The sequence below is a fragment of the Pseudomonas sp. TUM25319 genome (genome assembly GCF_056388475.1).
The window spans coordinates 3,968,221-3,992,417 of record NZ_CM150751.1 but is presented as its reverse complement, the minus strand read 5'-3'; the positions used below and the strand labels follow the sequence as shown (position 1 = coordinate 3,992,417).

The window sequence follows — 24,197 nt, the reverse complement described above, 5'->3', positions numbered from 1 at the left end:
TGGTCGTCCGGCGCGCGCCGGTGCGTTGTGCTGCGGCTGGTCCCTAGCCGCTGAGCAGGGGGTTGAAGCGCTCGTCCCAGAACCCGCGCACGTCCGGCGCCTGGCGGATCAGGCCACTGTCGCGGAACAGGTCGGCGATGCGCTGCTGGGCGAGGATGTCGGCCTCGCTCACCGGCAGCAGCCGGCACGGGCGCTGGCGCTGGTTGAACTGTTGCAGGTAGAGCGTCCGGGAAATCCCGGTGAGGGATTCGTTGCGTTTGGCCCAGGCCTGGGGGTTGTGTTCGACCCAGTCCCAGGTGGCTTTTTCCCGGCGCAGGAAATCACCGATGGCGGCCTGCTTGCCGGGTTGCTGCAGCACTCGGGCGGTGGTGGCGATCAGGTAATTGCCGCAGTGATAGCGACTGGCGTCGGCCAGCACCACGCCGTCCATGCCGGTCTGCGCCTGCAGCGCGCCGATGCCGCCGGCGACGATGGCGTCGACATGGCCGTTCTGGAACGCCACCAGCGCGTCCCGCGCCGGCATCGCCCGTGGCTGGATATCGGCGAGGCTCATGCCGTTGTCCCGCAGCAGATTGAGGATCAGGTAATGGGTATCGGTGGCACGGACGAAGCTCACGCGCTTGCCCCTGAGGTCGGCGATCGAGGCGATGCCACTGTCGCGCTTGACGATCAGGCTGCTGCGGTTCTGTTCGCCCTGGTAGCTGGCGATCAACACCAGCGGGTTGCCGGCGGCATGGGCGAACAGCGGCAACACCGGGCTCATGAAGGCGTAGTCGAGGCTGTCGCTGGCGAAGGCTTCGAGCACCATGGCGCCGCCGGGAATGTCCACCCATTCCAGCGGGTAGGGCGTGGCGGCCTGCCCGGCGTCAGCCAGGAAGCTCGCGGCCTGGCCCTTGTAGCGCCAGACCCGCAGCGGGTCACCGGCGTTCGCCAGCATCGGCGCCAGGCCAGCGGCGAGGCCGGCGAGGGCGCTGTGGCGCAGGAAGGCGCGACGGTCGAGAGAAAACGCCATGGTGGCGGCCTCAGTCCAGCAGATCAGGTTGTTGCTGGACGATGCGATCCCACAGCGGCAGGAAGTTCAGCCAGCCGAACAGCTCGCGCTGTGGCGGATTGAACGGGTCTTCGCCGAGGTCCGGGATGCGTGGCTGACCGGCCGAGTAGGCGAGCAGATGGGCGCGGGCGGTGTCATCGGCGAGGATGAAGCGCCACGCCGCGCTTTCCACGCTCTGGCCGGTGGTCCACAGGCCGTGGTTCTGCCACACCAGCAGGTTGTTGTCGGCGAAGGTCTCGACGAAGGCCCGGGCCAGGGCGTCGCGGTCCTGCAGCAGGCCGCCGTCGGCGTTGCGCAGGGCGTGGCGGTCGAACAGCACCTGCTCACCAACGAAGGCCGAGGATTCGGCGGTAATCGGCTGGAACAACTGCCCCAGCGACGACCAGACCCGGCCATGGAAACCGTGCAGGTGAGCAATGCCCACCACCTCCGGGCGGGCCCGTTGCAGCTCGTAGTGAAGCTCCAGGGCGCTGGTGTTGAGCAGGCCGTCGCCTTCCACCACCTGGCCGTGGCCGTCGACCCGCAGCAGGTCGCGGGTGCGGATGCGGGAGAAGGGCACGCCCAGCGGGTTGATCCAGTAATGGTCGGTCTCGATCGGGTCGCGGGCGGTGAAATGCCCGGCCAGACCCACTTCGAAACCCAGTTCGGCGAACAGGCGGTACGAGGCCGCGAGGCGCTGCTTGCGGTGCAGGCGTTCGGCAAGGGGATCGGCGTGAACGGGCGGGGCGCTCAGTTGCAGGCGGTGGTTGTGGTGGGGCAGTGAGGTAATGCTGTGGCTCATCGGGCGTACTCGCAGGCGAATGGGTCGGGGGCCTCCACCGTGCGAGGGGTCGGGTCTGAGGGGGACTGTAACAAGGGGGCGGGGGCGGTAAGAAATACCGTTTCGATCTATTTTTATTATTATTTTTCAGAATAAAAATTCTTTTGATTATTTAATAATTGCATTTTTTGCGCTGTCGGCTTGTAGGAGCAACTTTCTTGGCCGCGATCTGTAAGGGTGCACATTCTGCTGCGGGAGTGGCTTCAGCCGCGAACGGCGGCGAAGCCGTCGTAAAACCTGAATCCCCAGTCGCACTGCTACACCTCGGGTTCCGGTTTTATGGCCGCTGCGCGGCCAATCGCGGCTGAAGCCGCTCCCACAATGGGGGAGCCGGCTTGCCGGCGATGGAGTCATTGCAGCCGATACAGTTGTCCGGTACGTAGCGGAATACGACATTTCAAACCCCATTTTCCGCCCTCCGCTGTAGGCGCTGGCGTTGCCAGCGATCAGGTCCGAAAGACCAACCTCCAGCTCAGGTACTCTCACGCACCACCAGTTCGAACCCCACATCCTCCACCTGCTGCCCGCGCCCGAGGCCGCCCTCGATCCGCTGCAACAGCAGTTCCGCCGTGCGCAGCCCGATCCGTCCGCCATCCACATTCACCGTACTCAGTCGCGGGTGGGTGTGGGCGGCGAACTCCAGGTTGCCGAAGCCCATCACTGCCAGGTCCTGAGGAACCCGCAACCCGCGGGACTGGGCCTCGGCCATCACGCCCTGGGCCAGCAGGTCGATGCTGCAGATCACTGCGTCCATTGCCACGCCACTGGCCAGCAAACGGGCCATGGCTTCACGCCCATGTCCCATGTTCACCGGCACCGCTTCCAGCTCGCAGCCAACGATCTCCAGTCCGGCCTGTTCCAGCGTTTCGGCGCAGGCCTGGCGGCGGCGGGTGGCGCGGTCGTCGTCACTCCACACCAGGCCGATGCGACGATGCCCGCGTTCGACGATGTGCCTGGCCATGGCCTGGCCTACCGCCTCGTGGGAGAAGCCGACCACAGTGTCGATCGGCTCCGGCGCCAGTTCCCAGGTCTCGATCACCGGCACGCCACGGGCGATGAGCTTTTCCCGGGCGGCGGCGCTCTGCAGGCGGCGGGTGAGGACGATGCCGTCGGGGCGACGGGCGAGAATGGCGTCGATCAATTCGGACTCGCGCGCCGGGGAGAGGTCGGACTGGCTCAGCAGCAGTTGATAGCGTGCCGCCGCCAGACGCTGACCAAGCTGGGTGATGGTATCGACGAAGGCGCGGTTGGCGATGTTGGGGACTACGACGATGACCAGCCGGCTGCGCTGGGACACCAGGGCACCGGCCAGCAGATTGGGCACGTAGCCGGTCTTGCGGATGGCGGTGCGCACCTTTTTCGCAGTCTTTTCCGAGACCAGCTCGGGCCGGTTGATCACCCGCGACACGGTGATGGGCGAGACCTTGGCCATCTTCGCCACGTCATCGAGGGTGGCGGGCGCGACAGGTCCGGGTTTCGGGCCTGCGGTGTCGGCGGGTATTTCCAGCATGCGAAGCCTCAAGACAGGAGGATGGAGCGGATCGGCGGATTCTACCGCAACGGCAGCCTTTTTCCTCGTGTCGCTAGGCTGTCCCAACCTATGGGAATCAGGCGCATTCTCTGATTTGCAATGCAGCAACGGCGGCGCCTAGGATTAATGACAGCGCTGTCATTTGATAACGCTGTCATTGGTTGGAGGCAGGTTGCTACCGTGACCTGCGATCCGCCAGAACCAAGCGGGCGCCGTCCGGAAGGCCCTGCGCGAACCCTATAAAAACAATGAGGCACTCGCGATGAACAATCCTGACACCTTCGCCACCGGCCCCGCCGTCGGTGCCGTTGCCGCGTCGGCCAGCGCCACCCGTTACCGCTATCTGATCCTGGCCCTGATTACCCTGGTGCTGGCCCTGTCCAGCGGCGACCGTGCCGCACTGTCGGTGGCCGGCTCCGACATGAGCAAGGAGCTGGGCATCAGCTCGGTGGAGATGGGCTACCTGTTTTCCATCTTCAGTTGGGCCTACGTGATCTTTCTGATTCCCTCCGGCTGGCTCAGCGACCGCTTCGGCTCGAAAAAGACCATGGCCCTGGCTATCTGTGTCTGGTCGGTGTTCACCGTATGCATGGGCCTGGTGCACTTCGTCGGCATGATCGTGCCGCTGCTGCTGGCCCTGCGCTTCCTGCTGGGTGTGGCCGAGGCGCCAGTGGGGCCTGCATCCACGCGGGTGATCGCGTCCTGGTTCCCGTCCGCCGAGCGGGGCATGGCCGGCGCCATCTTCAACAGCGCGCAGTACATTTCCCTGGCCTTCTTCACCCCCTTCATGGGCTGGCTCTGCTACGCCTTCGGCTGGGAGTGGGTGTTCATCGTCATGGGTATCGTAGGCCTGGGCATCGCCGCGATCTGGTGGAAGCACTACTACCTGCCGGTCAACCACCCGAAGATGAACGCCGAGGAGCTGGACTACCTGCGCAAGGGCGAGGCCCTGGTGGATCTGGAAGGCCAGGCGGCACTGCCCAGGGACAAGCGTCGCAGCTCCCTGGCCGAAATCGGTGTGCTGTTCAAGAGCCGCATGCTGCTGGGCATGTTCATCAGCCAGTACTGCGTCAGCGCGGTGACCTGGTTCTACGTCACCTGGTTCCCGATCTACCTGGTCAAGGAGCGCGGCTTCGACATCCTCCAGGCCGGTCTGGTGGCCTCGATCCCGGCGCTGTGCGGGCTGATCGGCGCGGTGTCCTCGGGTTTCTTCTCCGATTACCTGCTGCGTCGCACCAACTCCCTGAGCATCGCCCGCAAGACACCGATCATCACCGGTGTGCTGCTCAGCTCGACCATGATGCTGTGCAACTACGTCGATGCCCAATGGCTGGTGATCGCGGTGATGAGCCTGGCGTTCTTCGGCAAGGGCTTCGGCAACCTCGGCTTCAGCGTGGTGGCCGACACCGCGCCACGGGAGATGGTCGGCATGACCGGCGGCGTGTTCAACGCCCTGGGCAACACCGCCGGCATCGTCACCCCGGTGGTGATCGGCTACCTGCTGCATTCCAGCGGCTCCTTCACCAGCGCGCTGTTCTACGTCGGCGCCCACGGCCTGCTCGCCGCGTTCTCCTACCTGTTCATCGTCGGCAAGATCCAGCGCCTGCAACTGACCGACCTGACCGGCAAGAAAACTTCCAACGCCCAGTGATTCGAAAGGACTGTATCCATGATCGAAAGCAACGTTTATATCGACCCGAAGATCGCCGCCCTGCAACCCGGCGAAGCCACCACCGACAGTATTGCCTGGATCAGGCTGTCCTACACCGTGCTGCCGCTGGGTGCACCGATCAGTGACGCCAAGGTGCTCACCGGCCGGCAGAAACCGCTGACCGAAATCGCCTTCATCTTCGCCGAGATCCGCACCCGCGAAGGTCACGAAGGCATCGGCTTCGGCTACTCCAAGCGCGCCGGTGGCCCGGGCATGTATGCCCACGCCCAGGAGCTCGCCCCGGTGTTGCTGGGCGAAGACCCCAACGACATCGCCAGGCTGTTCAACAAGCTGCTGTGGGCTGGCGCGTCCATGGGCCGCAGCGGCCTGACCACCCAGGCCATCGCCCCGTTCGACATCGCCCTGTGGGACCTCAAGGCCAAGCGCGCCGGCCTGCCGCTGGCCAAGCTGCTCGGTGCCCATCGCGACTCGGTACAGTGCTACAACACCTCCGGCGGCTACCTGTCGACGCCACTGGAAGCGGTGCTGGACAACGTCGACAGCTCTCGCGCCAACGGCATCGGCGGGATCAAGATCAAGGTCGGCCAGCCTGACACCGGTATCGACTTCAAGCGCGTGCAGGCCGTGCGTGAACGCCTCGGCGATAGCTTCCCGCTGATGGTCGATGCCAACCAGCAATGGGACCGGGTCACCGCCCAGCGCTTCTGCCGCAAGCTGGAACAGTTCGACCTGACCTGGATCGAGGAGCCGCTGGACAGCGCCGATGTCGAAGGCCACGCCGCCCTGGCCACATCGCTCGATACCGCCATCGCCACCGGCGAGATGCTCACCAGCTTTGACGAGCACGCACGGTTGATCCGCGCCAACGGTTGCGATTTCGTCCAGCCGGACGCCCCTCGCGTCGGTGGTATCACGCCATTCCTGCAGATCATGGGCCTGGCCAGCTACCAGGGCTTGAAGCTGGCGCCGCATTTCGCCATGGAAATCCACCTGCACCTGGCGGCAGCCTACCCGCAGGAGCCGTGGCTGGAGCATTTCGAGTGGCTGGAGCCGCTGTTCAACGAGCGGTTGGAGCTGCGTAACGGCCGTATGTGGGTGCCCAACCGTCCGGGGCTCGGTTTCAGTCTCAGCGAGCAGGCCCTGGCCTGGACCCAGCACAGCGTCGAATTCGGCAAGCGTCCCTGAGTCTTCCATGGCGGCGGTGCTTCTGCCGCCGCCGCCATGCGTGTCACCCCACAGGAAAACAGATCATGAGCCACCGTGAAGTCAGCCCCGTCATTCGCCTCGATGCCGCCGACAATGTCGTCGTCGCCCGCCTCGAGATTCCCGCCGGCACTCCCATTCCCGGTGAAGGCATTACCACGCAACAAGCGGTGCCCCTCGGGCACAAGATCGCCGCCCGTGCCATCGCCAGGGGCGAGGCCGTGCTCAAGTACAACACCGTGATCGGCTACGCCGCCGAAGACCTGGCGCCCGGCACCTGGATGCACAGCCACAACATCGCCTTCGGCGACACCGAGCGTGACTATCGCCACGGCCTCGACTATGTGCCCACCGACCTGCTGCCGGCGGCACAGCGAGCGACGTTCCAGGGCATCGTTCGCGAGGGTGGTCGCGTCGCCACCCGCAATTACCTCGGCGTGTTCGTGGTAGGCAACTGCGGCGCCACGGTGGCGCGCAAGATCGCCAACCACTTCGATGCTTCGCGCCTGGCCGGCTTCCCGCATATCGACGGTGTGGTGCCCTACGTGCATGAAATCGGTTGCGGCATGGAAATGACCGGCGAGCCCATGGACCTGCTGCGCCGCACCATCGCCGGCTATATCAAGCACCCCAACACCGTTGGTGCCGTGGTCATCGCCCTGGGATGCGAGCGCAACAACATCCATGGCTTCTTCGAGCAGGAAGGGCTGGTGGAGGGCGAGATGTTGAAGAAACTGGTGATCCAGGACGTCGGCGGCGTGAAGAGCGCCACCGAACAGGGCATCACCTTGATCGAGGGCATGTTGCCCCGGGCCGATGCGGTACGGCGTCAACCCGTGTCTGCCGAACACCTGATGATCGGCATGCAGTGCGGGGGCAGCGATGGTTTCTCCGGACTGTCGGCCAACCCGGCGCTGGGCGCGGCGGTGGACATCCTGGTCCGCCACGGCGGCACTGCGATTCTTTCCGAAACCTCGGAAATCTTCGGCGTCGAACACACCCTGACCGCGCGCGCCGTGAGCCCGGAGGTCGGGCGCAAACTGGTGGCGCGGATCGACTGGTGGCTGGAATACAACAGGGGGCGCGACACCCAGATCAACGGCCGGGTCAGCCCTGGCAACAACGCCGGCGGCCTGGCCAACGTGCTGGAAAAATCCCTGGGTGGGGCGAAGAAGGGCGGCAATGCGCCGTTGATGGACGTTTACGAGTACGCCCATCCGGTGACGACCCGCGGCCTGGTGTTCATGGATACTCCCGGCTACGACCCGGTGTCCGCCACCGGCCAGATTGCCGGCGGCGCCAACCTGATCGCCTTCACTACCGGTCGCGGTTCCTGCTTCGGCTCGGTGCCGGCGCCCACCTTCAAGCTGGCCAGCAACTCGCCCATGTACCAGCGCATGAGCGACGACATGGACATCAATTGCGGGCAGATCATCGATGGCGACAAGACCATCGCCGAGATGGGCCAGGAAATCTTCGAGCGGCTGCTGGCTCATGCCTCGGGGGAGCGGACCAGGAGTGAAATCAACGGGCTGGGGGAGGACGAGTTCTGTCCCTGGCAGATAGGCGTGCTCGCCTGATCGTGGGAGCTGGCTTGCCAGCGATGAGGCCCTGATCAACACCTCCAACAGAAACGGCCGGACCCGGGTCTGGCCCAACGGACAAGCCATGCACAACAAAAACAACATCCTGTCTGCCGTCACCCTGCTTTCCCTGTCTGTCCAGGCGGATGCCGCCGGTTTCCTGGAGGACAGCCAGGCCACGTTCAAAGCACAGAATTTCTATCTGAACCGCGACTTTCGCGAAGATGCCGGCGTGTCCAGGCGCGAGGAATGGGCCCAGGGCTTCATCCTCGATTTTCGCTCCGGCTACACCCTGGGCACTGTCGGCTTCGGTCTCGATGCCCTCGGCATGCTCGGCCTCAAGCTCGACTCCGGGCCCGGTCGCAGCGGCACCGGCCTGCTGCCGGTAGGCGACGATGGCCGCGCCCCGGACGACTACAGCAAGTTCGGCGTTGCCGCCAAGGTGCGTGTGTCGAAAACCGAAGTGAAGGTCGGCACCCAGTTGCTCAAATACCCGACCATCGCCTCCAGCACTGGTCGCATCCTGCCGCAGACCTTCCAGGGCGGGGTACTGACGTCGAAGGAACTGGACGGCCTGACCCTCACCTACGCCCGGATCGACCGCACCACCAAGCGTGATTACGCCCACAGCGAGGCCATGAGCCTGGTCAACAAGAACCGTCGTTTCAGCGGCGCGCCCGAGGTCGACGATTTCCGCATGGGAGGCGTGGACTATGCCGTCAGCCCGGATCTGGTGCTCAGCTACCAGTACGGCGAACTGGACGACGTCTACGGCCAGCATTACCTCGGCCTGCTCGGCAGCAGGGTGCAGGGGGCGGGAAAGCTAGCTCTGGATGCGCGCTACTTCGTCAGTGACGACACTGGCCGGGCGCTGGCGGGTCGAGTGGACAATCGCACGCTGAACCTGCTGCTCAGCTACAGCCTTGGCGGTCATAGCGTCGGCGTGGCCTGGCAGGGGTTGTCCGGTTCAACTGCCATGCCGTACCCCCTCGGCACCGATGCCTATCTGACCAACTACATGATGGCGGCCGATTTCATGGAGCCGGGCGAGCGCACCTGGCAGGTGCGTTACGCTTACGATTTTGCCGCCGTCGGTGTACCGGGGCTGACCTTTTCCACCCGCTACAACCATGGTGACCACGCCAATCCGGCGACCTTCGCCGGCGAGGGCCGGGAGTGGGAGCGGGACACCGACCTGGGCTATACGCTGCAGTCGGGGCCTTTGAAAAACGTCAACGTGCTGTGGCGCAACGCGGCGCTGCGTTCGAACTACCAGCGGGATATCGATGAGAACCGCCTGATTATCAGCTACAGCCTGCCGCTGCTGTAGACCAGTCATGTACGAGGAGTGACCGCCAATCATTGGTGGTGGGGCCGGCAAAGGTTTTTGCCGGCTTTGTTTTGCCTGGAGTGTTGTGCAGGCTCGGTGTGCCTCATCGCTGGCAAGCGGAGCGCCGTCCGGCCTGAACTGCGCCCCGGATGTTGGACACCCATCCAGCACCGGGGTGTTTTAAATGATCAAGTATTCCAAGCAGTTCAAGCTGTCCGCCATCAAGGCCTTCCTCAAGCGAGGCCGGGGGTTTCGCCACGTGGCCAGCCAGTTTCAAATAGATCCCACCCTTCTGCGGCGCTGGGTCGTGGCTTACCAGCATCACGGCGTGGCCAGCCTCAAACGCTCTCATCAGCGCCACAGCGCCCAGTTCAAACTCACCGTGCTTCATCGCATGCTGAATGAACAACTGTCTCATCGTGCTGCCGCAGCGCTGTTCAATCTGGGTAATTCGAGTCAACTGGGCAGATGGCAGCAGCAGTATTACAGTGGCGAGCTTACAGCCCAGCTTTCAGCGAAGAAGAGACCGCCTCGTACCATGTCCAAGCAGCCCTCCAAGCCCGATGAAACCTCGGTAGTACCTGACGAGGAGCTCTCGGTCGCCCAACTGCTGCGCAAGATACGCAAGCTTGAAGCGGAGAACGCCTACCTAAAAAAGCTCGAGGAATTAGACGAGGCCAAACTCAGGCAGAAGAAAGCCACCACGAAAAAGCCCGGCTGATTGCCGAACTGCACTCGAGTCATTTGCTGGCCGACCTGCTAGACGCTGCAGGCTTGGCACGTGCCACCTACTACTACCAGCTCAAGACCATCGGAGCTGAGGATAAATGTGCCTCGCTGAAAGCCTCGATCCAGGACATCCAGCACCATCACCGTGGTCGCTATGGCTATCGCCGTGTCACCGCGACTCTGCGTCAGGAAGGTCAGTTGGTGAACACCAAGAAAGTACGCCGCCTGATGAACGAACTGGACCTCAAATGTACGGTGCGACCCAAGAAATACAGGTCATACCGTGGCCTGATGGACGAGGCATCACCCAATATCTTGAAACGGGAATTTACGGCTGATCAGCCCAACCAGAAGTGGGTGACAGATGTTACGGAGTTCAAGGTCGCTGGCGAGAAGCTCTACCTTTCGCCGATTCTGGACTTGTACAACGGGGAAATCGTCGCCTACCAGACTGACACGCGACCGCGCTATGCCCTGGTGGGAACAATGCTTGAGCGTGCACTGAAGAAACTCCCGACTGACAGCAAACCGATGTTGCACTCGGACCAAGGTTGGCACTACCGATACCCTGACTACCGCCAGCGCTTGAAGGATACGGGCCTGGAGCAAAGCATGTCGCGCAAGGGCAATTGCCTGGACAACGCCGCGATGGAGAGCTTTTTTGGCACGTTGAAAGCGGAGTATTTCTACCGGGAACACGTCAAGACAATCGACCAGCTCCGTGCTGGGATTGATGAGTACATTCGTTATTACAACCATGAACGTATCAAAATGAAGCTTGGCGGCCTGAGTCCTGTGGCTTACAGAAACCAGGCCGCGTAGCTTTACGCACCTAATGTCCAACTTTTGGGGCGCAGCTCAGCCAGCTGTGGGAGCTTGCCGGCGATGACATCATGGCGGCCGGCACAGTTGCCGGCACGAACCTTGCGGCTTCAGCCGCGAACGGGCGCGAAGCGGCCATAAAACCTGTGTCCCGGTTGTGTCAGGCGGATCAGGGACTTAGGTTTTACGACGGCTGCGCCGCCGTTCGGGGCTGAAGCCGCTCCCACGAGGGATGTGAACCCTTCAGATTTTGAGCAAGACAGTTGCTCCTACAAGATCTGCATACATCGGACCTGTGGGAGCTGGCTTGCCAGCGATGAGGCCCGGTATCAGGCCACCTCAGCCGTCTTCACACTGTGCCGATTCATCGGCACCTCCAGCCCCAGGTGATCCCTCAGCGTCCGCCCTTGGTAATCCCCGCGGAACAGCCCACGCTCGCGCAGGATCGGCAACACTTCATCGGTGAACCGGGCAAAGGCCGCCGGCGCGCCGACATGCACGTTGAAACCGTCCACCGCGCCTTCCTTGAACCAGCGCTCGATCTCGTTGGCCACGGTCAGCGCGGAACCCGCGAAGCCGGTGAACGGGCGAGCAAAGCGCAGCGCCGTTTCACGCAGACTCAGGCCCTGTTCCCGGGCCACGCGCTTGATTTTCTCGGCATGCCCGCGATAACCATTGCTGCCCAGCTCGCCCAGTTCGGGGAAGGGGGCGTCCAGTTCGTACTGGCTGAAGTCGTGGTAGTTGAACGGCCGGCCCAGTTGCACCAGGGCCTTTTTCAGGTCCAGTTCGCCGGTGCGCGCCTTGAGGATGGCCTGGGCCTGTTCGTCGGTGTCGGCAATGATCGGCGAGATGCCGGGGAACACCAGCACATGGTCGGGATTGCGTCCGGCCTCTTTGGCGCGGCGCTTGATATCGGCGTAATACTCGCGGGCGTCTTCGAAGTTGTCGACGCCGGCAAAGATGCCTTCGGCGATCCGCGCCGCCAGCCCGCGTCCAGACTCGGATACCCCGGCCTGGAAGATCACCGGCTGGCCCTGGGCCGAGCGGGAGATATTGAGCGGGCCGGTCACCGAGAAGAATTCGCCGCGATGGTCCAGGCGATGCTGCTTGCCCGGGTCGAGGAAGCGCCGGTTGGCCTTGTCCCGCGGGAAGGCGTCGTCTTCATAGGAATCCCACAGGCCCTGGACCACCGCTACATGCTCGTGGGCGCGACGATAGCGTTCGCCATGGTCGATATGCTGCTCGCGACCGAAGTTGCCGGCGGCGCCTTCCAGTCCCGTGGTGACCACGTTCCAGCCGGCACGGCCGTGGCTGATCTGGTCCAGCGAGGCGAACTGCCGGGCGACGTTGAAGGGCTCGGTATAGGAGGTGGTGAGGGTTGCCACCAGACCGATGCGCTCGGTGGCGCCAGCCAGGGCCGAGAGCAGGGTCAGCGGTTCCAGGCGGTTGAGGAAGTGTGGTGCCGAATCCGGGGTGATGTAGGGGCTGTCGACGATGAAGGCGAAGTCGAACTTCGCCGTTTCGGCCGCCCGCGCCTGCTGCTTGTACCAATCGATGTCGATGCTGGCGTCGCCGGGAATCTGCGGGTCCAGCCATTCCTGCGGGTCGGTGCCGACGCCGGTGAGGATGGCGCCGAGGTGCAGTTGCCGTGTGCTCATGGGTTCAACTCCTGTCGTGAAAAGGGGGCGGGTTCAGGCCCAGGCGTGGCGGACCAGCAGGCTGTCGGCATCGAGGGCCGCGTCCACCGCATCGATGATCGGCTGCGCCTCGCTGCGCACCAGCCAGTCGGGGCTGACCTGGGCGAACTGCACGCGGTGGTCGCGACCGATCACGATCACCGTGGGTTGCGGCAGTTCCCAGGTTCCGGTGCCGGTGATGGCACCGATACCAGGCCCCTTGGCCAATGCGGCCTGGCGCGAGGCTTCGTCGAAGCTGTAGAGAATGCCCAGGCGCCGGCCAAGGACATTGTCCTTGTCGCTGGCAACCTGCAGGGTGAGCGAGTGCTTGTCCTTGATTTCCTTCAGGCGCTCCGGCACCTGCGGGCTGATCGCTACCAGCGGCACGCCGCGCCGCTTCAGTGCCGGCTGCAGGTTGCGTTCGTAGTAGGGGATGGCGATGTTGCACGCCGGGCAGCCGGCGAAGCGGAAGAACACCAGGACGGCAGGGCCATGGCTGAGCAACTGATCCAGATCGAGGCTGCCGCCTTCGACCTTGAGCAGCTCGAAAGGCTCGACGATATCGCCCGCCTTGACGAAGCGCTCGGGGTTGGCTTCATCGACCAGGCGCTGGCGCTGGTCGATGTTGACTTGCAGGGCTTCGGAGGCCCAGGTGCGCTGGCGTTCGGCGTGCAGCTCGGCCAGCAGGTGATTGACGGATTCGCTCATGAAAGGCTCCTGTGAGATCAACCGGCCACGGCTTCGCGCTGCGGTTGGAGGAAGGGGTAGTCGATGTAGCCCTGGTCGCCGCCCACGTAGAAGCTGGCTTCATCCGGGGCATTGAGGGGGGCGTCCTGACGGAAGCGCTCCACCAGGTCGGGGTTGGCGATGAACAGCCGGCCGAAGGCGACGAAGTCGGCGCGGCCCTGTTCGATGGCGGCGCGGGCGCTGTCGCGGTCGAAATCGCCGGCGAGGATCAGCGGACCCTTGAACAACTGGCGCAGGGTCGGTGCCAGGCGGCGCTCCGGTGGCGTGGCGTCCGGTTCGATCAGGTGCAGGTAGGCGATGCCGCGCCGTTGCAGTTCGCGGGCGACGTGGCTGTAGAGCGCCAGGGGTTCGCTGTCGCGGATGCCGTCGTACTCGACGTTCGGCGAAATACGCACGCCGACACGCTGCGCGCCCAGTTCGCCGATGGCCGCATCGACGATCTCCAGCAGGAACCGCGCACGGTTCTCCACGCTGCCGCCGTAGGCGTCATCGCGCTGGTTGGCGCCGTCGCGCAGGAACTGGTCGATCAGGTAGCCATTGGCGGCGTGGATTTCCACACCATCGAAACCGGCACGACCGGCATTGCGGGCGGCAATGCGGAAGTCTTCGACGCGCTGGGTGATCTCGTCGCTCTCCAGCGCCCGTGGCACCGGAAAGGGCTGTTGCCCGTTCGGCGTCGATACCTCGCCGATGGCGGCGATGGCCGAAGGCGCTACCGGCAGCAGATTGCCCGGCAAACGGTGCGGATGGGCCTTGCGCCCAAGGTGGAACAACTGCTGGAAGATGCGTCCGCCTTCGGCGTGCACGGCGGCGGTCACCGGTTTCCACGCCTCGACCTGGGCGTCATCGTGGATCGCCGAGCCGCCGGGGCGGCTGACGCTTTCGGCGGACACGTGGGTCGCTTCGGAAATGATCAGCCCGGCGCTGGCCCGCTGACGGTAGTAGGTCGCCACCCGGGGCAGCGGTTGGCGGGTCTGCTCGTCGGAGCGGGCGCGGCCCAGCGGCGCCATGACCACGCGGTTGGCCAGGGTCAGGTGGCCCAGCGGGGCACTGCTGAAAAGACTCATGGAGAACTCCTGCTCAGGTGGATTCAAGAAGTGGCCAGCTCACGGGCGAGGGCGAAGATGCCTTCCATGCGCCAGTGCTGGTTGTCGTAACGCGGGTTGGCGGCGTACTCGTCCCAGCCGGAGTCGCGCCGGTACTGGCCGACCAGGCCGCTGGCGAGCACCTGTGCCGGGTCGAGGCTGACGGGCTGCTCGCAATCGGGGTGCACATAGAGCGCGTCGCTGTGGCAATACAGCTCGCACATGAAGCAGGTCTGGCAGGCCGACTGATCGGCGATGCGCGGTTTGCCGTCTTCGCCCTGGCTCAGGGCATTGCTGGGGCAGACTGTCACGCACTGGCTGCAGCCGCTGCAGCGGTCGCTGAAGATCAACTCGATCATGCCGTTACCTCGCTGGGATCAAGGGCTGTGACGGCATCGCGGCGTACCCAGGGGGTATCGAGGCCGCCGCTGCGCAGATGGGCGTCAAAGTGGGCGAGACGCTCGGGAGCGTCGCTGCGCTGGTGCATGCCACGACTTTCCTTGCGCGCCAGGGCGCTGTGGTAGCACCAGCGGGCGCTGGCCAGCAGGGAAGTGGTTTCCCGCCAGCGCAACAGTGCCGTCGGCTCGGTCGGGCAGCGCTGGTCACGCAGGCGGTCCCAATGGTTTTCCAGCACGTCGAGCGAGCGCTGCAACTGGGCACCATGACGAAACAGGTTCTTGTCATAGGGGTGCAGTTCGCTCTGCACAGCGCGGATTGACTCGCGGTAATCGGTGTCTGTACTGCCTTCATGCAAAGCTGCGTACCGTGGCACGTTACGTACCACGGTACGAATTGCCGGATTTTCCAGGGCGTACCGGGCGGCGCCGGCGCCGGCCCACTGTCCGCTGGACAGCGCCCAGGATGAGTTCACCGCACCGCCGCCCGAGATGGCGCCGGTCACCGCCTCGCGACTGGCAGCGTCGCCGGCGGTGAACAACCCGCGCACACCGGTCTGGCAGGACGCGTCAACGATGCGCAAACCGCCCACGCCGCGAATGGTGCCTTCGCCATGCAGGGTCACCTGGAATTTGTCGCGATAGGGGTCGATGCCCTGGCGGTCGAACGGCAGCATCAGGTTCGGTTGCACGTAGGGCAGGCGCGCGCGGATATCGGCGGGGATGCGGTCCAGCCGGCAGAACACCGGCCCTCGCAGCAGCGCGCGGGCGAGGGCGTCGTTGAAGGTGGGGCCCTGGGGAATATCCAGCTCATGGCCGGCGGCGTCGAAATAACGGCCGAAGGTGTAGACCATCGAACGGGTCATGGTGCTGCCAGCCGGGGCGATGCAGTAATAGTTGGAAAACTCCATGCCCGACAGCTCGGCACCGGCTTCCACGCCCATCAGGTAGCCGTCGCCGGTGTTGGTGTGGCTGCCCAGCAGGCGCGAGAGAAAACCGCAGCCGCCAGTGGCCAGCACCACTGCCGGGGCGCTGACCTGCCATTCCCGCTTGGCCTGGCGCTGCCAGCCGCGGGCGCCGGCCAGCTCGCCCGACTCATTCTTCAGCAACTCCAGTGCCGGGCTCTGGTCCAGCACGGTGACCCCGTGCTCCAGGGTCAGTTGGCGCATGGCTCGCATGTATTCCGGGCCACGCAGGGCGCGGTACTGCTTGCGGCCCTGGTCGTCGATGGGAAAGTGGTAGAGGCGGTCCAGTTGCGGCAGCGACTGCCAGGTGGTCTCGAGGATCCGCGCCATCCAGCGCGGGTCGCCCAGCCCTTCGGCACTGAGGGTGCGCTTGTCGATGGCCGCCGCGCGCTGCTCGGGCGGTACCCACCAATGGCCAGGGCCGGCGGTGGCGGTCACGCCGCTGGTGCCACAGTAGCCTTTGTCGGCGAGCACCACGGTGGCGCCCTTGCGCGCGGCCGCGATCGCCGCCCAGGTGCCGGCGAGGCCGCCGCCGATGATCAGTACATCGGCGCGCAGCTGCAGCGGGGCGGGGGCATTGTGAAACAGGGGAATCATGGGATGCGAAGGCTCCTGGCGAGGTCGTTGGGGATGGCCTCCGCCGGGAGTGGGGTCGGGTCTGGGTAGAACCATATGCCTGCGTCAGCCGAGAGGGAAAGGCTTTTTGGTTCTAAGCTAATTATGTGATTTTCGTATTTATTAGTTTTATAAAATTACATTTGGTTATTTTAAGGGGCGTCGTGAAGGTGCTCCGGAGTCAGGCGAACGACTGCTGTCTTTTTGATATCATGACCGCACAATGAAAGCCTATGGATGTGAAGGCTGCTGACACAGGATGGAAGGGTAAATGGCGTTATTCGTACAAAAGCCGGTTTTCTGGAACACCAACCACTACACCGCGCCTTCCGGCGTCTTCGCCACCAGCGGTTACCCCAAGGAAAACGGCTACGGCCATGAAGAGTGGAACAACTCCCCACGGTTGCTGCTGCGCCGTGGCAACGAGCGCTACCGGGTTTTCCATACCGAAGGCTTCGGCGCTGCGCCGCTGATCGACAATGCCGGTCAGACCTTCGTCTTCATGACCGCCTCCCACAATGGCATCCAGCAACTGGTGGGCATCGCCGGCAATGCCGTCGGCCTGTTCGACGAGCGCCTGAAACCCCAGCGCGAGGACATCGTCCAGAAACTCGCCTTGCACGACCTCTGGGAAGAAGCCTGGGCCGTCACCAAAGTGCGCAAGCTCCACGAGGACGACCGTCACCACTTCATCAGAAACTGGAAACAGGACTTGCACTGGATCCCCAACTGGATCTGTCCCGACGACTATTACTGGTGGTTCGACGAGCCCGTCACCCTCGACGCCCGCAGCATTACCGGCAAACAGAAACTGCTGGGCATGTTCGGCAGCTACACCGAGCTGGACCTTGCACTGGTGGGCCGGATCATGGATGCCATCCCGCAGGCGCAGCGGGGCGAGAAATGGCTGCGCTTGATGGACGCCATCCAGTGCGCGCCGTCCGAACCGATCTCCGCGGTGGAGCGTGATGAACTGCTGGAAGGCAGCGAGCCCGTGACCGAGGTGATGACCCAGGTCCAGGCCCGGCGCGGGCAAGGCAAGTTCCGCCAGGATCTGCTCGAGATCTGGGGCGGCGCCTGCGCGGTGACCGGGCTGGCCTGCACCGAGGTACTGCGGGCGTCGCACATCAAGCCCTGGGCCGAGGCGACGGCGAAGCAGCGGCTGGACAGCAGCAACGGGTTGCTGCTGGAGGCGAATCTGGATGTGTTGTTCGATCGCGGGTTGATCAGTTTTGATGAGCGGGGGGAGATGCTGGTGTCGGGGCGGTTGGCATCCGCGCATAAGGAATGGCTCGGCGTTCCCCGTTCCTTGCGCTTTGTGAACAGCGAGCTTGCTGAGTACCTGGCGTACCACCAGCGACATGTGTTTCAGCAATGATGAGTGGTTGAAAACAGGTTTCTCGTAAAACTCGGTTGTTGTCGCCAGGTGTACGAGAGGCAAGTAAGGAATAAGGTTCAGTCAAGTGCACAGGAGTGAAGCGTGATAAGTCAAGCGTTGTTGGATACTCGGAAGTTGGTGGCGAATTGCCCCTGGCAGTGGAAGCTTATCGCAGACGCCGTGGGTCAGTATGCCCATGCTTCTTTGCTCGAAGCGGCGAAGATCCGGGGACAAATATCGCAGTCCTGGGGGTTCGGGGATTATTGGAGTACTGCTGAGCAACTGCTTCATCCCAGTGTTCAGTCATCTGTCGCCTCAGTGCTTAAGGAAAAAAAAGATGTGAGGCAAGCCTGTCATGCCCTTGTAGTTTATTTCATTGAACAGCAACAGCCTGTAAATCCTGATACGGTTCTGATCGCCGAGATGTATCTTGTCTAGAAAGCAGTACAAGCGCCTCTGGGCGCTTTTTTGTTCAGCCGGTTCGCTTTTTCCCGAACGTGATCGCGGACGGTTGGAAATTACTTGAAACATGGCTGTCATCGCCACTTGCTAGCGTCCCAGCGACCACTGCCAGAAGGTTGATAACAAAGGTGATTTCCGCCCCGCTGCGCAAGCCGTTCATGATCCGCTCGGACGACCTGAGCGCCGACGAGTTCGGCGCACTGTTCACCCGAATGTTCGGCAATCTCTACGCCCACCTGCCGCGCCTGGACCGCAAGGTGGTCATCGCCGGTGTCTATGGCCGCTACGAAGGCGTCAGCTTCCGGCGCATGAGCTACCTCGGCGACCTCACCACGCAACTGCCGGACATGGACGACGAGATCACCTTCGTTTTCCCCACGGCCGGCCGCATCGTCTTCGCCCTCGGCGACGACCAGGTCGGCACGCCGCGTTACGGCCTGGCGGTGGAGAAGGCCGAGGTGCGTTCGGTGAGTTTCGTCGACGGGCACCAGCAGTACGGCATCTCGGTCCGTCGCGAGCTGTTCGCCCGGCGCCTGGCAACGCTGCTGGGTCGTCCGGTCATGAACAGGATCCGTTTCCAGCCTGTGGTGGACCTCAACACCGAGCGCTTCCAGGGCATCCGCGCCATCATCGCCATGGCGACCGGCAGCGAATTCGACGGGCTGATCAACACCAGTGCGCTGATGCCGGTGCGGTTGCAGGAGATGCTGGTGGATTCGGTGCTGGAAGCCTGGCCGCACACCTACAGCGAGGCGCTGCTGGCACCCACGCCGGCGATTGCGCCACGGCATGTGCGGCTGGCGATGGACTATATCCGCGCGCACCCTGAAGCCCTGGTAAGCGGTAGCGAGCTGGCGCAACTGAGCCACGTCAGCCTGCGGGCGCTGCAGGAGGGATTTCGACGGTTCGCCGGCTGTTCCATCGTCGCCTACCAACGGCAGGTGCGGCTGGAGCAGGCCCGTGAGGCGCTGCGCCAGGATCCGGCGCAGTCCATCACCGACCTGTCGCTGCGCCTGGGCTTCAGCAATGTCGGGCGCTTCTGCCAGTACTTCCAGAACGCCTACGGCGTCAGCCCCGCGGCCTTGCGCAAGGCCTGACGTTTGCCTCAGAACTGATAGCTGGCCCTGAGTGCGCCATTCACGCCGTGGCTTTCACCGCCGGCGATGGCGCCGACTTCAGCACCAAGGCTCAGGTCGCCGAGGCTCGCGGTCAGGCTGAAGGCGCCGTTGAACTGATCGCGGCTGTCGAAGGCAGCGCGCTGGTCGATATCCAGCCCGAACAGGTGGCTCTGGCTCTCGACCTCGTGGTCGCCCAGGGCGTGGTCATAACCCAGCTCGATACCCGGCACCACTTGCCAGCCGCCGCTGAGCGCGACCGGGGCGAAGGTGGCTTTCACCGCAGCGGTCACGCTGCGTCGGGTGGTCTGGATGCCATCGACGTCCAGGGCCAGTTCGCTGCCTTTTTCCTCGAAACCGGACAGGTCGAGGTGGCTGACCCGCAGGCCCAGACTCGGTTCCAGGGTCATGCCGTTCAACGGCAGGCGGTAGCCCAGTGCCAGGCTGGCACCGCTCAGGGTGCCATGGGTATCGCCCTTGGCCGCACCGAGGCCGCCGCCCAGTTCGCGCTTGCTGCTGTAGTCGAGCCAGCCGGCGCTGATCCCGGCATCGACGAACAGGCCCTGTTCCAGGCTGTCTGGCGCATAGCGTGCGCCGGCCTTGAGCAGCGTCAGGTCGGTATCGACATCGCCGCCGCTGCTGCCGATGCTGCCCCGGCTGTAACCGAAACCGGCGTGGCCGCTGAGTTGTTCGGAGAAGCGCCGGGTCAGGCCGAACAGTGCGCCCTGGGTGTGCTCGTTGCTGCTGGCGGCCCGGGAGGAACCATCGGTGCCGAGGTAGCCGGCGAGGGCGGTGGACCACAGCCGGGTCTGGCCGGCCTTGAGACCGATGCCGCTGCTGTAGCCGGCGGTGGCACGATCGACCAGCGCGCCCTGGCGCAGCAGGTAGCTGGCGGCATCAGCGTGCACCTGGCCACCGACGGTGGACTCGACCCCGCCCAGGGTGCCGGCATCGATGGCCGATTGCAGGTAGTAGTTGTAGGCGCTGTAGGTGCCCGACAGCTCGCTGTTCTGCAACTGCTGCAACAGCGACGCGCCGGCGGCGGCGTTGCCGAGCAGGCCGCTCATGCCGGGCAGGCTGTTGTACCAGACCATCTTGCCGCGCAGCACATAAATGGTCTCCTGCGACAGGCCGAGCCCTTCCTTGAGGTAGTTGTCCATGCTGCCGTATTGCGCAGTGACTTCATCGAGGCCGGCTTGCAGGTAGCTGGCCTGAACACCCAGCAACGGCGCGTAGATGGCGGCCATGCTCGACGGCATCGCCGCCAGGGTCGCGGCGACTCGGGCAGCGGTATAGTCGTTGGTGGCGAGGTAGTCGGACATGATGGTCGCGCTGTCCACCCCGGCGATGCTCAGCAGCACCGCGGCGGTCCAGCCGGTGCGGTCCTTGCCGGCGGTGCAGTGGAACAGCGCGGCGCCGTCGGCAGCGGCCAGTTCGTTGAACATTACGGAAAACTGCCCGCGCATGCCGGCGTCGTTGACGAAGGCGCGGTTGGTTTCCTCCATCATCGCCACGGCCTGGGCGGCGCTGCTGATGGAAATCGTGGTGATGTTCGAGCCGGACGTGGTGCTGCCGATGATGTCGATGTTCTGGTACTCGGCGCCCGCAGGCAGGGTGTCCGGCGTGCTGGCGATCTCGCTCGGGGTGCGCAGGTCGTAGACATTGCTGATGCCCAGGCCGTTGAGGATGGCCAGGTCGGAGGCGGTCGGGGTCAGGGCGTTGGAGCGGTAGAACTGTCCGGCGCGCATCACCCCGTCGTGGGTGGTGGTGTAGGCGCTGGTGGTGCCGGCGACGTCACGGAAATTGTCGATGCCCTGCAGGCGCGGGGTATCGAGGGTTTCGGCGGCCTGCAGGTTGGCGGCGGCAACGGACAGGCTGAGCAGCGACAGCGAACACAGGATGCGATGGAACACGGAGGAGCCTCTGGATAGTGCTTGGGAAGGGGCACTATCGGTGGGGCCTGGGACGCGAATGTTACAAAAAATGGCGTTGCGCAATTGGCTGCGCTATTGGTCCGTGGCGTGCGTTTTTGGTCTGTGGGACAGGGGGTGGGTCGGGCGCCGCTCGCTGCGCATCGCCGGCAAGGCCGGCCCCCACAGATATCGAGCCCGGCCTGAGTGGTGCGATTGCTCCGGACCTTGTGGGAGCCGGCCTTGCCGGCGATGCGCTGCGTGAGCAGCGCCCGTACGGATTCACTCCGCCAACGTCCCGTTATCGATCACGAACCGGTATTTCACATCGCCCTTGAGCATCCGCTCGTAGCTGTCGTTGATCTGGTCGGCGCGGATCAGTTCGATGTCGGCGACGATCCGGTGCTCGGCGCAGAAGTCGAGCATTTCCTGGGTTTCCGGGATGCCGCCGATCATCGAGCCGGCAATGGCACGGCGTTTCATGATCAGGTTGAACACGTTCGGCGACGGGTGGCTGGTGGCCGGGGCGCCGACCAGGGCCAGGGTGCCGTCGCGCTTGAGCAGCACCAGGAAGGCATCCAGGTCATGGGGCGCCGCCACGGTGTTGAGGATCAGGTCGAAGGACTTGCCATGGGCGGCCATTTCCTCGGCATTGCGCGACACCACCACTTCGTCCGCACCCAGCTCCAGAGCGGCTTCGCGCTTGGACTCGGAGGTGGTGAAGGCCACCACATGGGCGCCCAGCGCATGGGCCAGCTTGATGCCCATGTGGCCCAGGCCGCCGATGCCGACCACGCCGACTTTCTTGCCCGGCCCGGCGCCCCAGGTGCGCAGCGGCGACCAGGTGGTGATGCCGGCGCACAGCAGCGGGGCGACGGCGGCCAGTTGCTCGGCCGGGTGCTTGATGCGCAGCACGTAGCGTTCGTGGACGACGATCTGCTGCGAGTAGCCGCCCAGGGTCCAGCCCGGCGCATCCGGGGTCGGGAAGTTGTAGGTGCCGATCATGCCGTCGCAGTAGTTTTCCAGGCCATCGTCGCAGTCGGCGCAGTGCTTGCAACTGTCGACGATGCAGCCGATTCCCACCAGGTCGCCAGCCTTGAAGCCGCTGACATGGGCACCCACGGTCCGGACCCGGCCAACGATTTCGTGGCCGGGCACGCAGGGGTACTGGGTGCCTTCCCATTCGGAACGGACCTGGTGCAGGTCGGAGTGGCAGACGCCGCAGAAGGCGATGTCGATCTGCACATCGTGGGGGCCGGGTTCGCGGCGGGTGATGGTCAGCGGTTCCAGTGGCTGGTCGCCGGCGTGGGCGCCGTAGGCGATGACTTGCATGACGGACTCCTTGGAAAAGGTGAAGACCGGGCTATCTTCCACGCGGCGGCGGGCGTTCCGGTAACCCATTAGAGGCGGGTTCTTGCCTGATCCTCGCTCAGCTGCGGATCGCCGCCTCGATCGTGGCGATGTCGATCTTGCCCATCTGCATCATGGCTTCGAAGGCGCGCTTGGCGAGGGCGCGGTCCGGGCTGGCGATGGCGTCGGTGAGCACGCGTGGGGTGATCTGCCAGGAAATACCCCATTTGTCCCGGCACCAGCCGCAGGCGCTTTCTTCACCGCCGTTGCCGACGATGGCATTCCACAGGCGGTCAGTCTCGGCCTGGTCGTCGGTGGCGACCTGGAACGAGAACGCCTCGTTGTGCTTGAAGACCGGGCCGCCGTTGAGGCCCAGGCACGGTATGCCCATGACAGTGAAGGTCACGGTGATGACGTCGCCTTCCTTGCCCGACGGGTAGTCGCCCGGAGCCTCGTACACGCCGGTGACGGCGCTGTCGGGGAAGGTGGCGGCGTAGAAGGTGGCTGCTTCGAGGGCATCGTGGTCGAACCAGAGGCAGATGGTGTTCCTGGCGGTCATGGCAGTGACTCCGGAGGGGAGAGGAGAGGTCTTGAGTCTAGTCCCGTGCGCAGTTCGCGCGCGCCCTTCAGTCGGCCACCGGCGCGCGCCACAGCACGTAGCGATCCTTGCCCTCGTGCTTGGCGTCGTAAAGTGCCGCATCTGCCCGGCCCAGGGCTTCGCTGAGGTTGTCGCCGGCGTCGATGCGGGTCAGGCCGATGCTGATGGTGACCGGGTGTTCGCCCGGCGCCTCCCGCACGGCCTGGCACAGCGCCTCGACCCGTTGCTCGGTGGCCTGCTGGTCGAGGCCCCACAGGTAGATGACGAACTCTTCGCCACCCAGCCGGGCATAGACGAACTCGCCCATGCTGGCCTTGATGTTGGCGGCGATGCGCTTGAGCACCACGTCGCCGCTGTCATGGCCGAACTGGTCGTTGACCTTCTTGAAGTTGTCCACGTCGATCATCGCCAGGTAGCGCCCGGCCTCTGCCTCGTCGTTATGCATGTGCCGCTCGGCCTGGGTCATGAACGAGCGGCGGTTGGGAATCTCGGTGAGTACATCGATGTAGGCCTGGTCCAGCAGCAGCCGCGACATGGAGAAGTTCTCCAGCTTCGCCTGGCGCAGGACGATGTAGCTGTAGAAGGTCAACCCGGTGATGAAGGTGGCGTAGCTGATGATCATCAAGGCGTGCAAGCCGATCAGTTCGATGGCACCGGTCTGGAAGGGGTTGAGCAGCAGCCAGGTGATGACCACGCTGCCCAGCCAGGACCAGCGTTGCAGTGGCAGCACCGTGATGGCGAAGAGGATGGTCGAGGCGGCCATGATCAGCCAGCCGGGCTGCAGGTTCTGCGGGATGCCGTCCACCACCAGGCGCACGGCAAGGGCCATGAGGCTGACGAACAGCAGGTTGAGCACGCTGAAGTGTGCGGCCTTGCGCACGAACAGCAGGACCATGGTCAGGACCCCCATGGCAACGATCAGCAGCCCTGAGCGCCAGGTCAGTCCCTGGTCGCCAATGAAGCTCACCAGCAGGTCGAAGATCAGCCAGACGGCGATGCTCAGGCAGAAAATCAGGATGCAGAAACCGCGCAGGCGCTCGAAGTCGTGCTGGCGGAATTCGGCGCGCAGGGCGGGCGGGGCGATATGGCGGCGGACCTGGTCTTCGATGGTTTTGTACATGGTTCTGCTGTTCTGGAGACAGGGAGGGCCTCATCGCCGG

Annotated in this window: 20 protein-coding genes; 8 read left to right on the top strand and 12 right to left on the bottom strand. The window is 64.3% G+C overall.

Annotated features, from left to right (window positions below; translation table 11 throughout):
• Positions 1-43: 43 nt before the first annotated feature.
• From AC05QJ_RS18475 to AC05QJ_RS18465, 3 genes are all read right to left on the bottom strand, one after another.
• Positions 44-1,012, bottom strand: a complete 969-nt coding sequence (locus AC05QJ_RS18475) for an ABC transporter substrate-binding protein (protein WP_476742737.1) — start codon at positions 1,010-1,012, stop codon at positions 44-46.
• Positions 1,013-1,022: 10 nt separating this feature from the next.
• Complete coding sequence (locus tag AC05QJ_RS18470; RefSeq protein WP_476742736.1) at positions 1,023-1,832, bottom strand: class II aldolase/adducin family protein; 810 nt, start codon at positions 1,830-1,832, stop codon at positions 1,023-1,025.
• Positions 1,833-2,343: 511 nt separating this feature from the next.
• Positions 2,344-3,381 carry a LacI family DNA-binding transcriptional regulator gene (locus AC05QJ_RS18465; RefSeq protein WP_476742735.1) on the bottom strand — a complete coding sequence of 346 codons (1,038 nt, stop codon included), beginning with the start codon at positions 3,379-3,381 and terminating at the stop codon, positions 2,344-2,346.
• Positions 3,382-3,664: 283 nt separating this feature from the next.
• On the opposite strand from AC05QJ_RS18465, the gene AC05QJ_RS18460 reads away from it, so the two are divergent.
• From AC05QJ_RS18460 to AC05QJ_RS18440, 5 genes are all read left to right on the top strand, one after another.
• Complete coding sequence (locus AC05QJ_RS18460; protein WP_476742734.1) at positions 3,665-5,053, top strand: MFS transporter; 1,389 nt, start codon at positions 3,665-3,667, stop codon at positions 5,051-5,053.
• An 18-nt stretch (positions 5,054-5,071) separates the two neighbouring features.
• On the top strand, positions 5,072-6,259 hold the full coding sequence (locus AC05QJ_RS18455; protein ID WP_476742733.1) for an L-talarate/galactarate dehydratase: 1,188 nt from the start codon (positions 5,072-5,074) through the stop codon (positions 6,257-6,259).
• 65 nt (positions 6,260-6,324) lie between these two features.
• A complete protein-coding gene (locus AC05QJ_RS18450; protein ID WP_476742732.1) occupies positions 6,325-7,857 on the top strand; it encodes a UxaA family hydrolase in 1,533 nt (510 codons plus the stop codon).
• 88 nt (positions 7,858-7,945) lie between these two features.
• Positions 7,946-9,190 carry an OprD family porin gene (locus tag AC05QJ_RS18445; protein ID WP_476742731.1) on the top strand — a complete coding sequence of 415 codons (1,245 nt, stop codon included), beginning with the start codon at positions 7,946-7,948 and terminating at the stop codon, positions 9,188-9,190.
• A gap of 184 nt (positions 9,191-9,374) precedes the next feature.
• Positions 9,375-10,741, top strand: a protein-coding gene (locus tag AC05QJ_RS18440) for an IS3 family transposase (protein WP_476742730.1) whose coding sequence is annotated in 2 segments (ribosomal slippage) — positions 9,375-9,854 and positions 9,857-10,741 — 1,365 coding nt in all. Because the reading frame shifts where the segments join, the coding sequence is not laid out codon by codon here.
• A gap of 329 nt (positions 10,742-11,070) precedes the next feature.
• Here the strand turns inward: AC05QJ_RS18440 and AC05QJ_RS18435 are convergent.
• The 5 genes from AC05QJ_RS18435 to AC05QJ_RS18415 are packed head-to-tail and all read right to left on the bottom strand — an operon-like array spanning position 11,071 to position 16,206.
• A complete protein-coding gene (locus AC05QJ_RS18435; protein WP_476742729.1) occupies positions 11,071-12,399 on the bottom strand; it encodes an LLM class flavin-dependent oxidoreductase in 1,329 nt (442 codons plus the stop codon).
• 33 nt (positions 12,400-12,432) lie between these two features.
• Complete coding sequence (locus AC05QJ_RS18430; RefSeq protein WP_476742728.1) at positions 12,433-13,125, bottom strand: peroxiredoxin-like family protein; 693 nt, start codon at positions 13,123-13,125, stop codon at positions 12,433-12,435.
• Positions 13,126-13,142: 17 nt separating this feature from the next.
• Positions 13,143-14,231 carry an alkene reductase gene (locus AC05QJ_RS18425; RefSeq protein ID WP_476742727.1) on the bottom strand — a complete coding sequence of 363 codons (1,089 nt, stop codon included), beginning with the start codon at positions 14,229-14,231 and terminating at the stop codon, positions 13,143-13,145.
• Positions 14,232-14,254: 23 nt separating this feature from the next.
• Positions 14,255-14,608 (bottom strand): 4Fe-4S dicluster domain-containing protein, encoded by a 354-nt coding sequence (locus AC05QJ_RS18420; protein WP_476742726.1) that lies wholly within the window; start codon positions 14,606-14,608, stop codon positions 14,255-14,257.
• Positions 14,605-16,206 carry an FAD-dependent oxidoreductase gene (locus AC05QJ_RS18415; protein WP_476742725.1) on the bottom strand — a complete coding sequence of 534 codons (1,602 nt, stop codon included), beginning with the start codon at positions 16,204-16,206 and terminating at the stop codon, positions 14,605-14,607. Before AC05QJ_RS18415 ends, AC05QJ_RS18420 begins: the two co-directional genes overlap by 4 nt.
• Before the next feature lie 289 nt (positions 16,207-16,495).
• On the opposite strand from AC05QJ_RS18415, the gene AC05QJ_RS18410 reads away from it, so the two are divergent.
• The 3 genes from AC05QJ_RS18410 (at position 16,496) to AC05QJ_RS18400 (ending at position 19,161) form a co-directional block, all read left to right on the top strand.
• The gene (locus tag AC05QJ_RS18410; RefSeq protein WP_476742724.1) at positions 16,496-17,602 is read left to right on the top strand and encodes an HNH endonuclease; all 1,107 of its coding nucleotides are present in this window, start codon (positions 16,496-16,498) and stop codon (positions 17,600-17,602) included.
• A gap of 102 nt (positions 17,603-17,704) precedes the next feature.
• Positions 17,705-18,040, top strand: a complete 336-nt coding sequence (locus AC05QJ_RS18405) for a hypothetical protein (RefSeq protein WP_476742723.1) — start codon at positions 17,705-17,707, stop codon at positions 18,038-18,040.
• Between the two features lie 152 nt (positions 18,041-18,192).
• Positions 18,193-19,161 carry a helix-turn-helix transcriptional regulator gene (locus AC05QJ_RS18400; protein WP_476742722.1) on the top strand — a complete coding sequence of 323 codons (969 nt, stop codon included), beginning with the start codon at positions 18,193-18,195 and terminating at the stop codon, positions 19,159-19,161.
• Positions 19,162-19,169: 8 nt separating this feature from the next.
• Here the strand turns inward: AC05QJ_RS18400 and AC05QJ_RS18395 are convergent, their stop codons facing one another.
• The 4 genes from AC05QJ_RS18395 to AC05QJ_RS18380 all read right to left on the bottom strand — a co-directional run bounded on the left by AC05QJ_RS18395 (position 19,170) and on the right by AC05QJ_RS18380 (position 24,157).
• Positions 19,170-21,092: a tyrosine-protein phosphatase gene (locus AC05QJ_RS18395; protein WP_476742721.1), complete on the bottom strand. Its 1,923-nt coding sequence runs from the start codon at positions 21,090-21,092 to the stop codon at positions 19,170-19,172.
• A 279-nt stretch (positions 21,093-21,371) separates the two neighbouring features.
• Positions 21,372-22,421, bottom strand: coding sequence for an NAD(P)-dependent alcohol dehydrogenase (locus AC05QJ_RS18390; protein ID WP_476742720.1), 1,050 nt, complete (start codon positions 22,419-22,421; stop codon positions 21,372-21,374).
• A 97-nt stretch (positions 22,422-22,518) separates the two neighbouring features.
• A complete protein-coding gene (locus AC05QJ_RS18385) occupies positions 22,519-22,998 on the bottom strand; it encodes a VOC family protein (protein ID WP_476742719.1) in 480 nt (159 codons plus the stop codon).
• Between the two features lie 67 nt (positions 22,999-23,065).
• A complete protein-coding gene (locus tag AC05QJ_RS18380; RefSeq protein WP_476742718.1) occupies positions 23,066-24,157 on the bottom strand; it encodes a GGDEF domain-containing protein in 1,092 nt (363 codons plus the stop codon).
• Between the last annotated feature and the right edge of the window lie 40 nt (positions 24,158-24,197).

What these genes read in the sequence shown, in the direction of transcription:
- AC05QJ_RS18475 (WP_476742737.1), bottom strand. Translation starts at nt 1,012, where the DNA reads ATGGCGTTTTCTCTCGACCGTCGCGCCTTCCTGCGCCACAGCGCCCTC.
- AC05QJ_RS18470 (WP_476742736.1), bottom strand. Translation starts at nt 1,832, where the DNA reads ATGAGCCACAGCATTACCTCACTGCCCCACCACAACCACCGCCTGCAA.
- AC05QJ_RS18465 (WP_476742735.1), bottom strand. Translation starts at nt 3,381, where the DNA reads ATGCTGGAAATACCCGCCGACACCGCAGGCCCGAAACCCGGACCTGTC.
- AC05QJ_RS18460 (WP_476742734.1), top strand. Translation starts at nt 3,665, where the DNA reads ATGAACAATCCTGACACCTTCGCCACCGGCCCCGCCGTCGGTGCCGTT.
- AC05QJ_RS18455 (WP_476742733.1), top strand. Translation starts at nt 5,072, where the DNA reads ATGATCGAAAGCAACGTTTATATCGACCCGAAGATCGCCGCCCTGCAA.
- AC05QJ_RS18450 (WP_476742732.1), top strand. Translation starts at nt 6,325, where the DNA reads ATGAGCCACCGTGAAGTCAGCCCCGTCATTCGCCTCGATGCCGCCGAC.
- AC05QJ_RS18445 (WP_476742731.1), top strand. Translation starts at nt 7,946, where the DNA reads ATGCACAACAAAAACAACATCCTGTCTGCCGTCACCCTGCTTTCCCTG.
- AC05QJ_RS18435 (WP_476742729.1), bottom strand. Translation starts at nt 12,399, where the DNA reads ATGAGCACACGGCAACTGCACCTCGGCGCCATCCTCACCGGCGTCGGC.
- AC05QJ_RS18430 (WP_476742728.1), bottom strand. Translation starts at nt 13,125, where the DNA reads ATGAGCGAATCCGTCAATCACCTGCTGGCCGAGCTGCACGCCGAACGC.
- AC05QJ_RS18425 (WP_476742727.1), bottom strand. Translation starts at nt 14,231, where the DNA reads ATGAGTCTTTTCAGCAGTGCCCCGCTGGGCCACCTGACCCTGGCCAAC.
- AC05QJ_RS18420 (WP_476742726.1), bottom strand. Translation starts at nt 14,608, where the DNA reads ATGATCGAGTTGATCTTCAGCGACCGCTGCAGCGGCTGCAGCCAGTGC.
- AC05QJ_RS18415 (WP_476742725.1), bottom strand. Translation starts at nt 16,206, where the DNA reads ATGATTCCCCTGTTTCACAATGCCCCCGCCCCGCTGCAGCTGCGCGCC.
- AC05QJ_RS18410 (WP_476742724.1), top strand. Translation starts at nt 16,496, where the DNA reads ATGGCGTTATTCGTACAAAAGCCGGTTTTCTGGAACACCAACCACTAC.
- AC05QJ_RS18390 (WP_476742720.1), bottom strand. Translation starts at nt 22,421, where the DNA reads ATGCAAGTCATCGCCTACGGCGCCCACGCCGGCGACCAGCCACTGGAA.
- AC05QJ_RS18385 (WP_476742719.1), bottom strand. Translation starts at nt 22,998, where the DNA reads ATGACCGCCAGGAACACCATCTGCCTCTGGTTCGACCACGATGCCCTC.
- AC05QJ_RS18380 (WP_476742718.1), bottom strand. Translation starts at nt 24,157, where the DNA reads ATGTACAAAACCATCGAAGACCAGGTCCGCCGCCATATCGCCCCGCCC.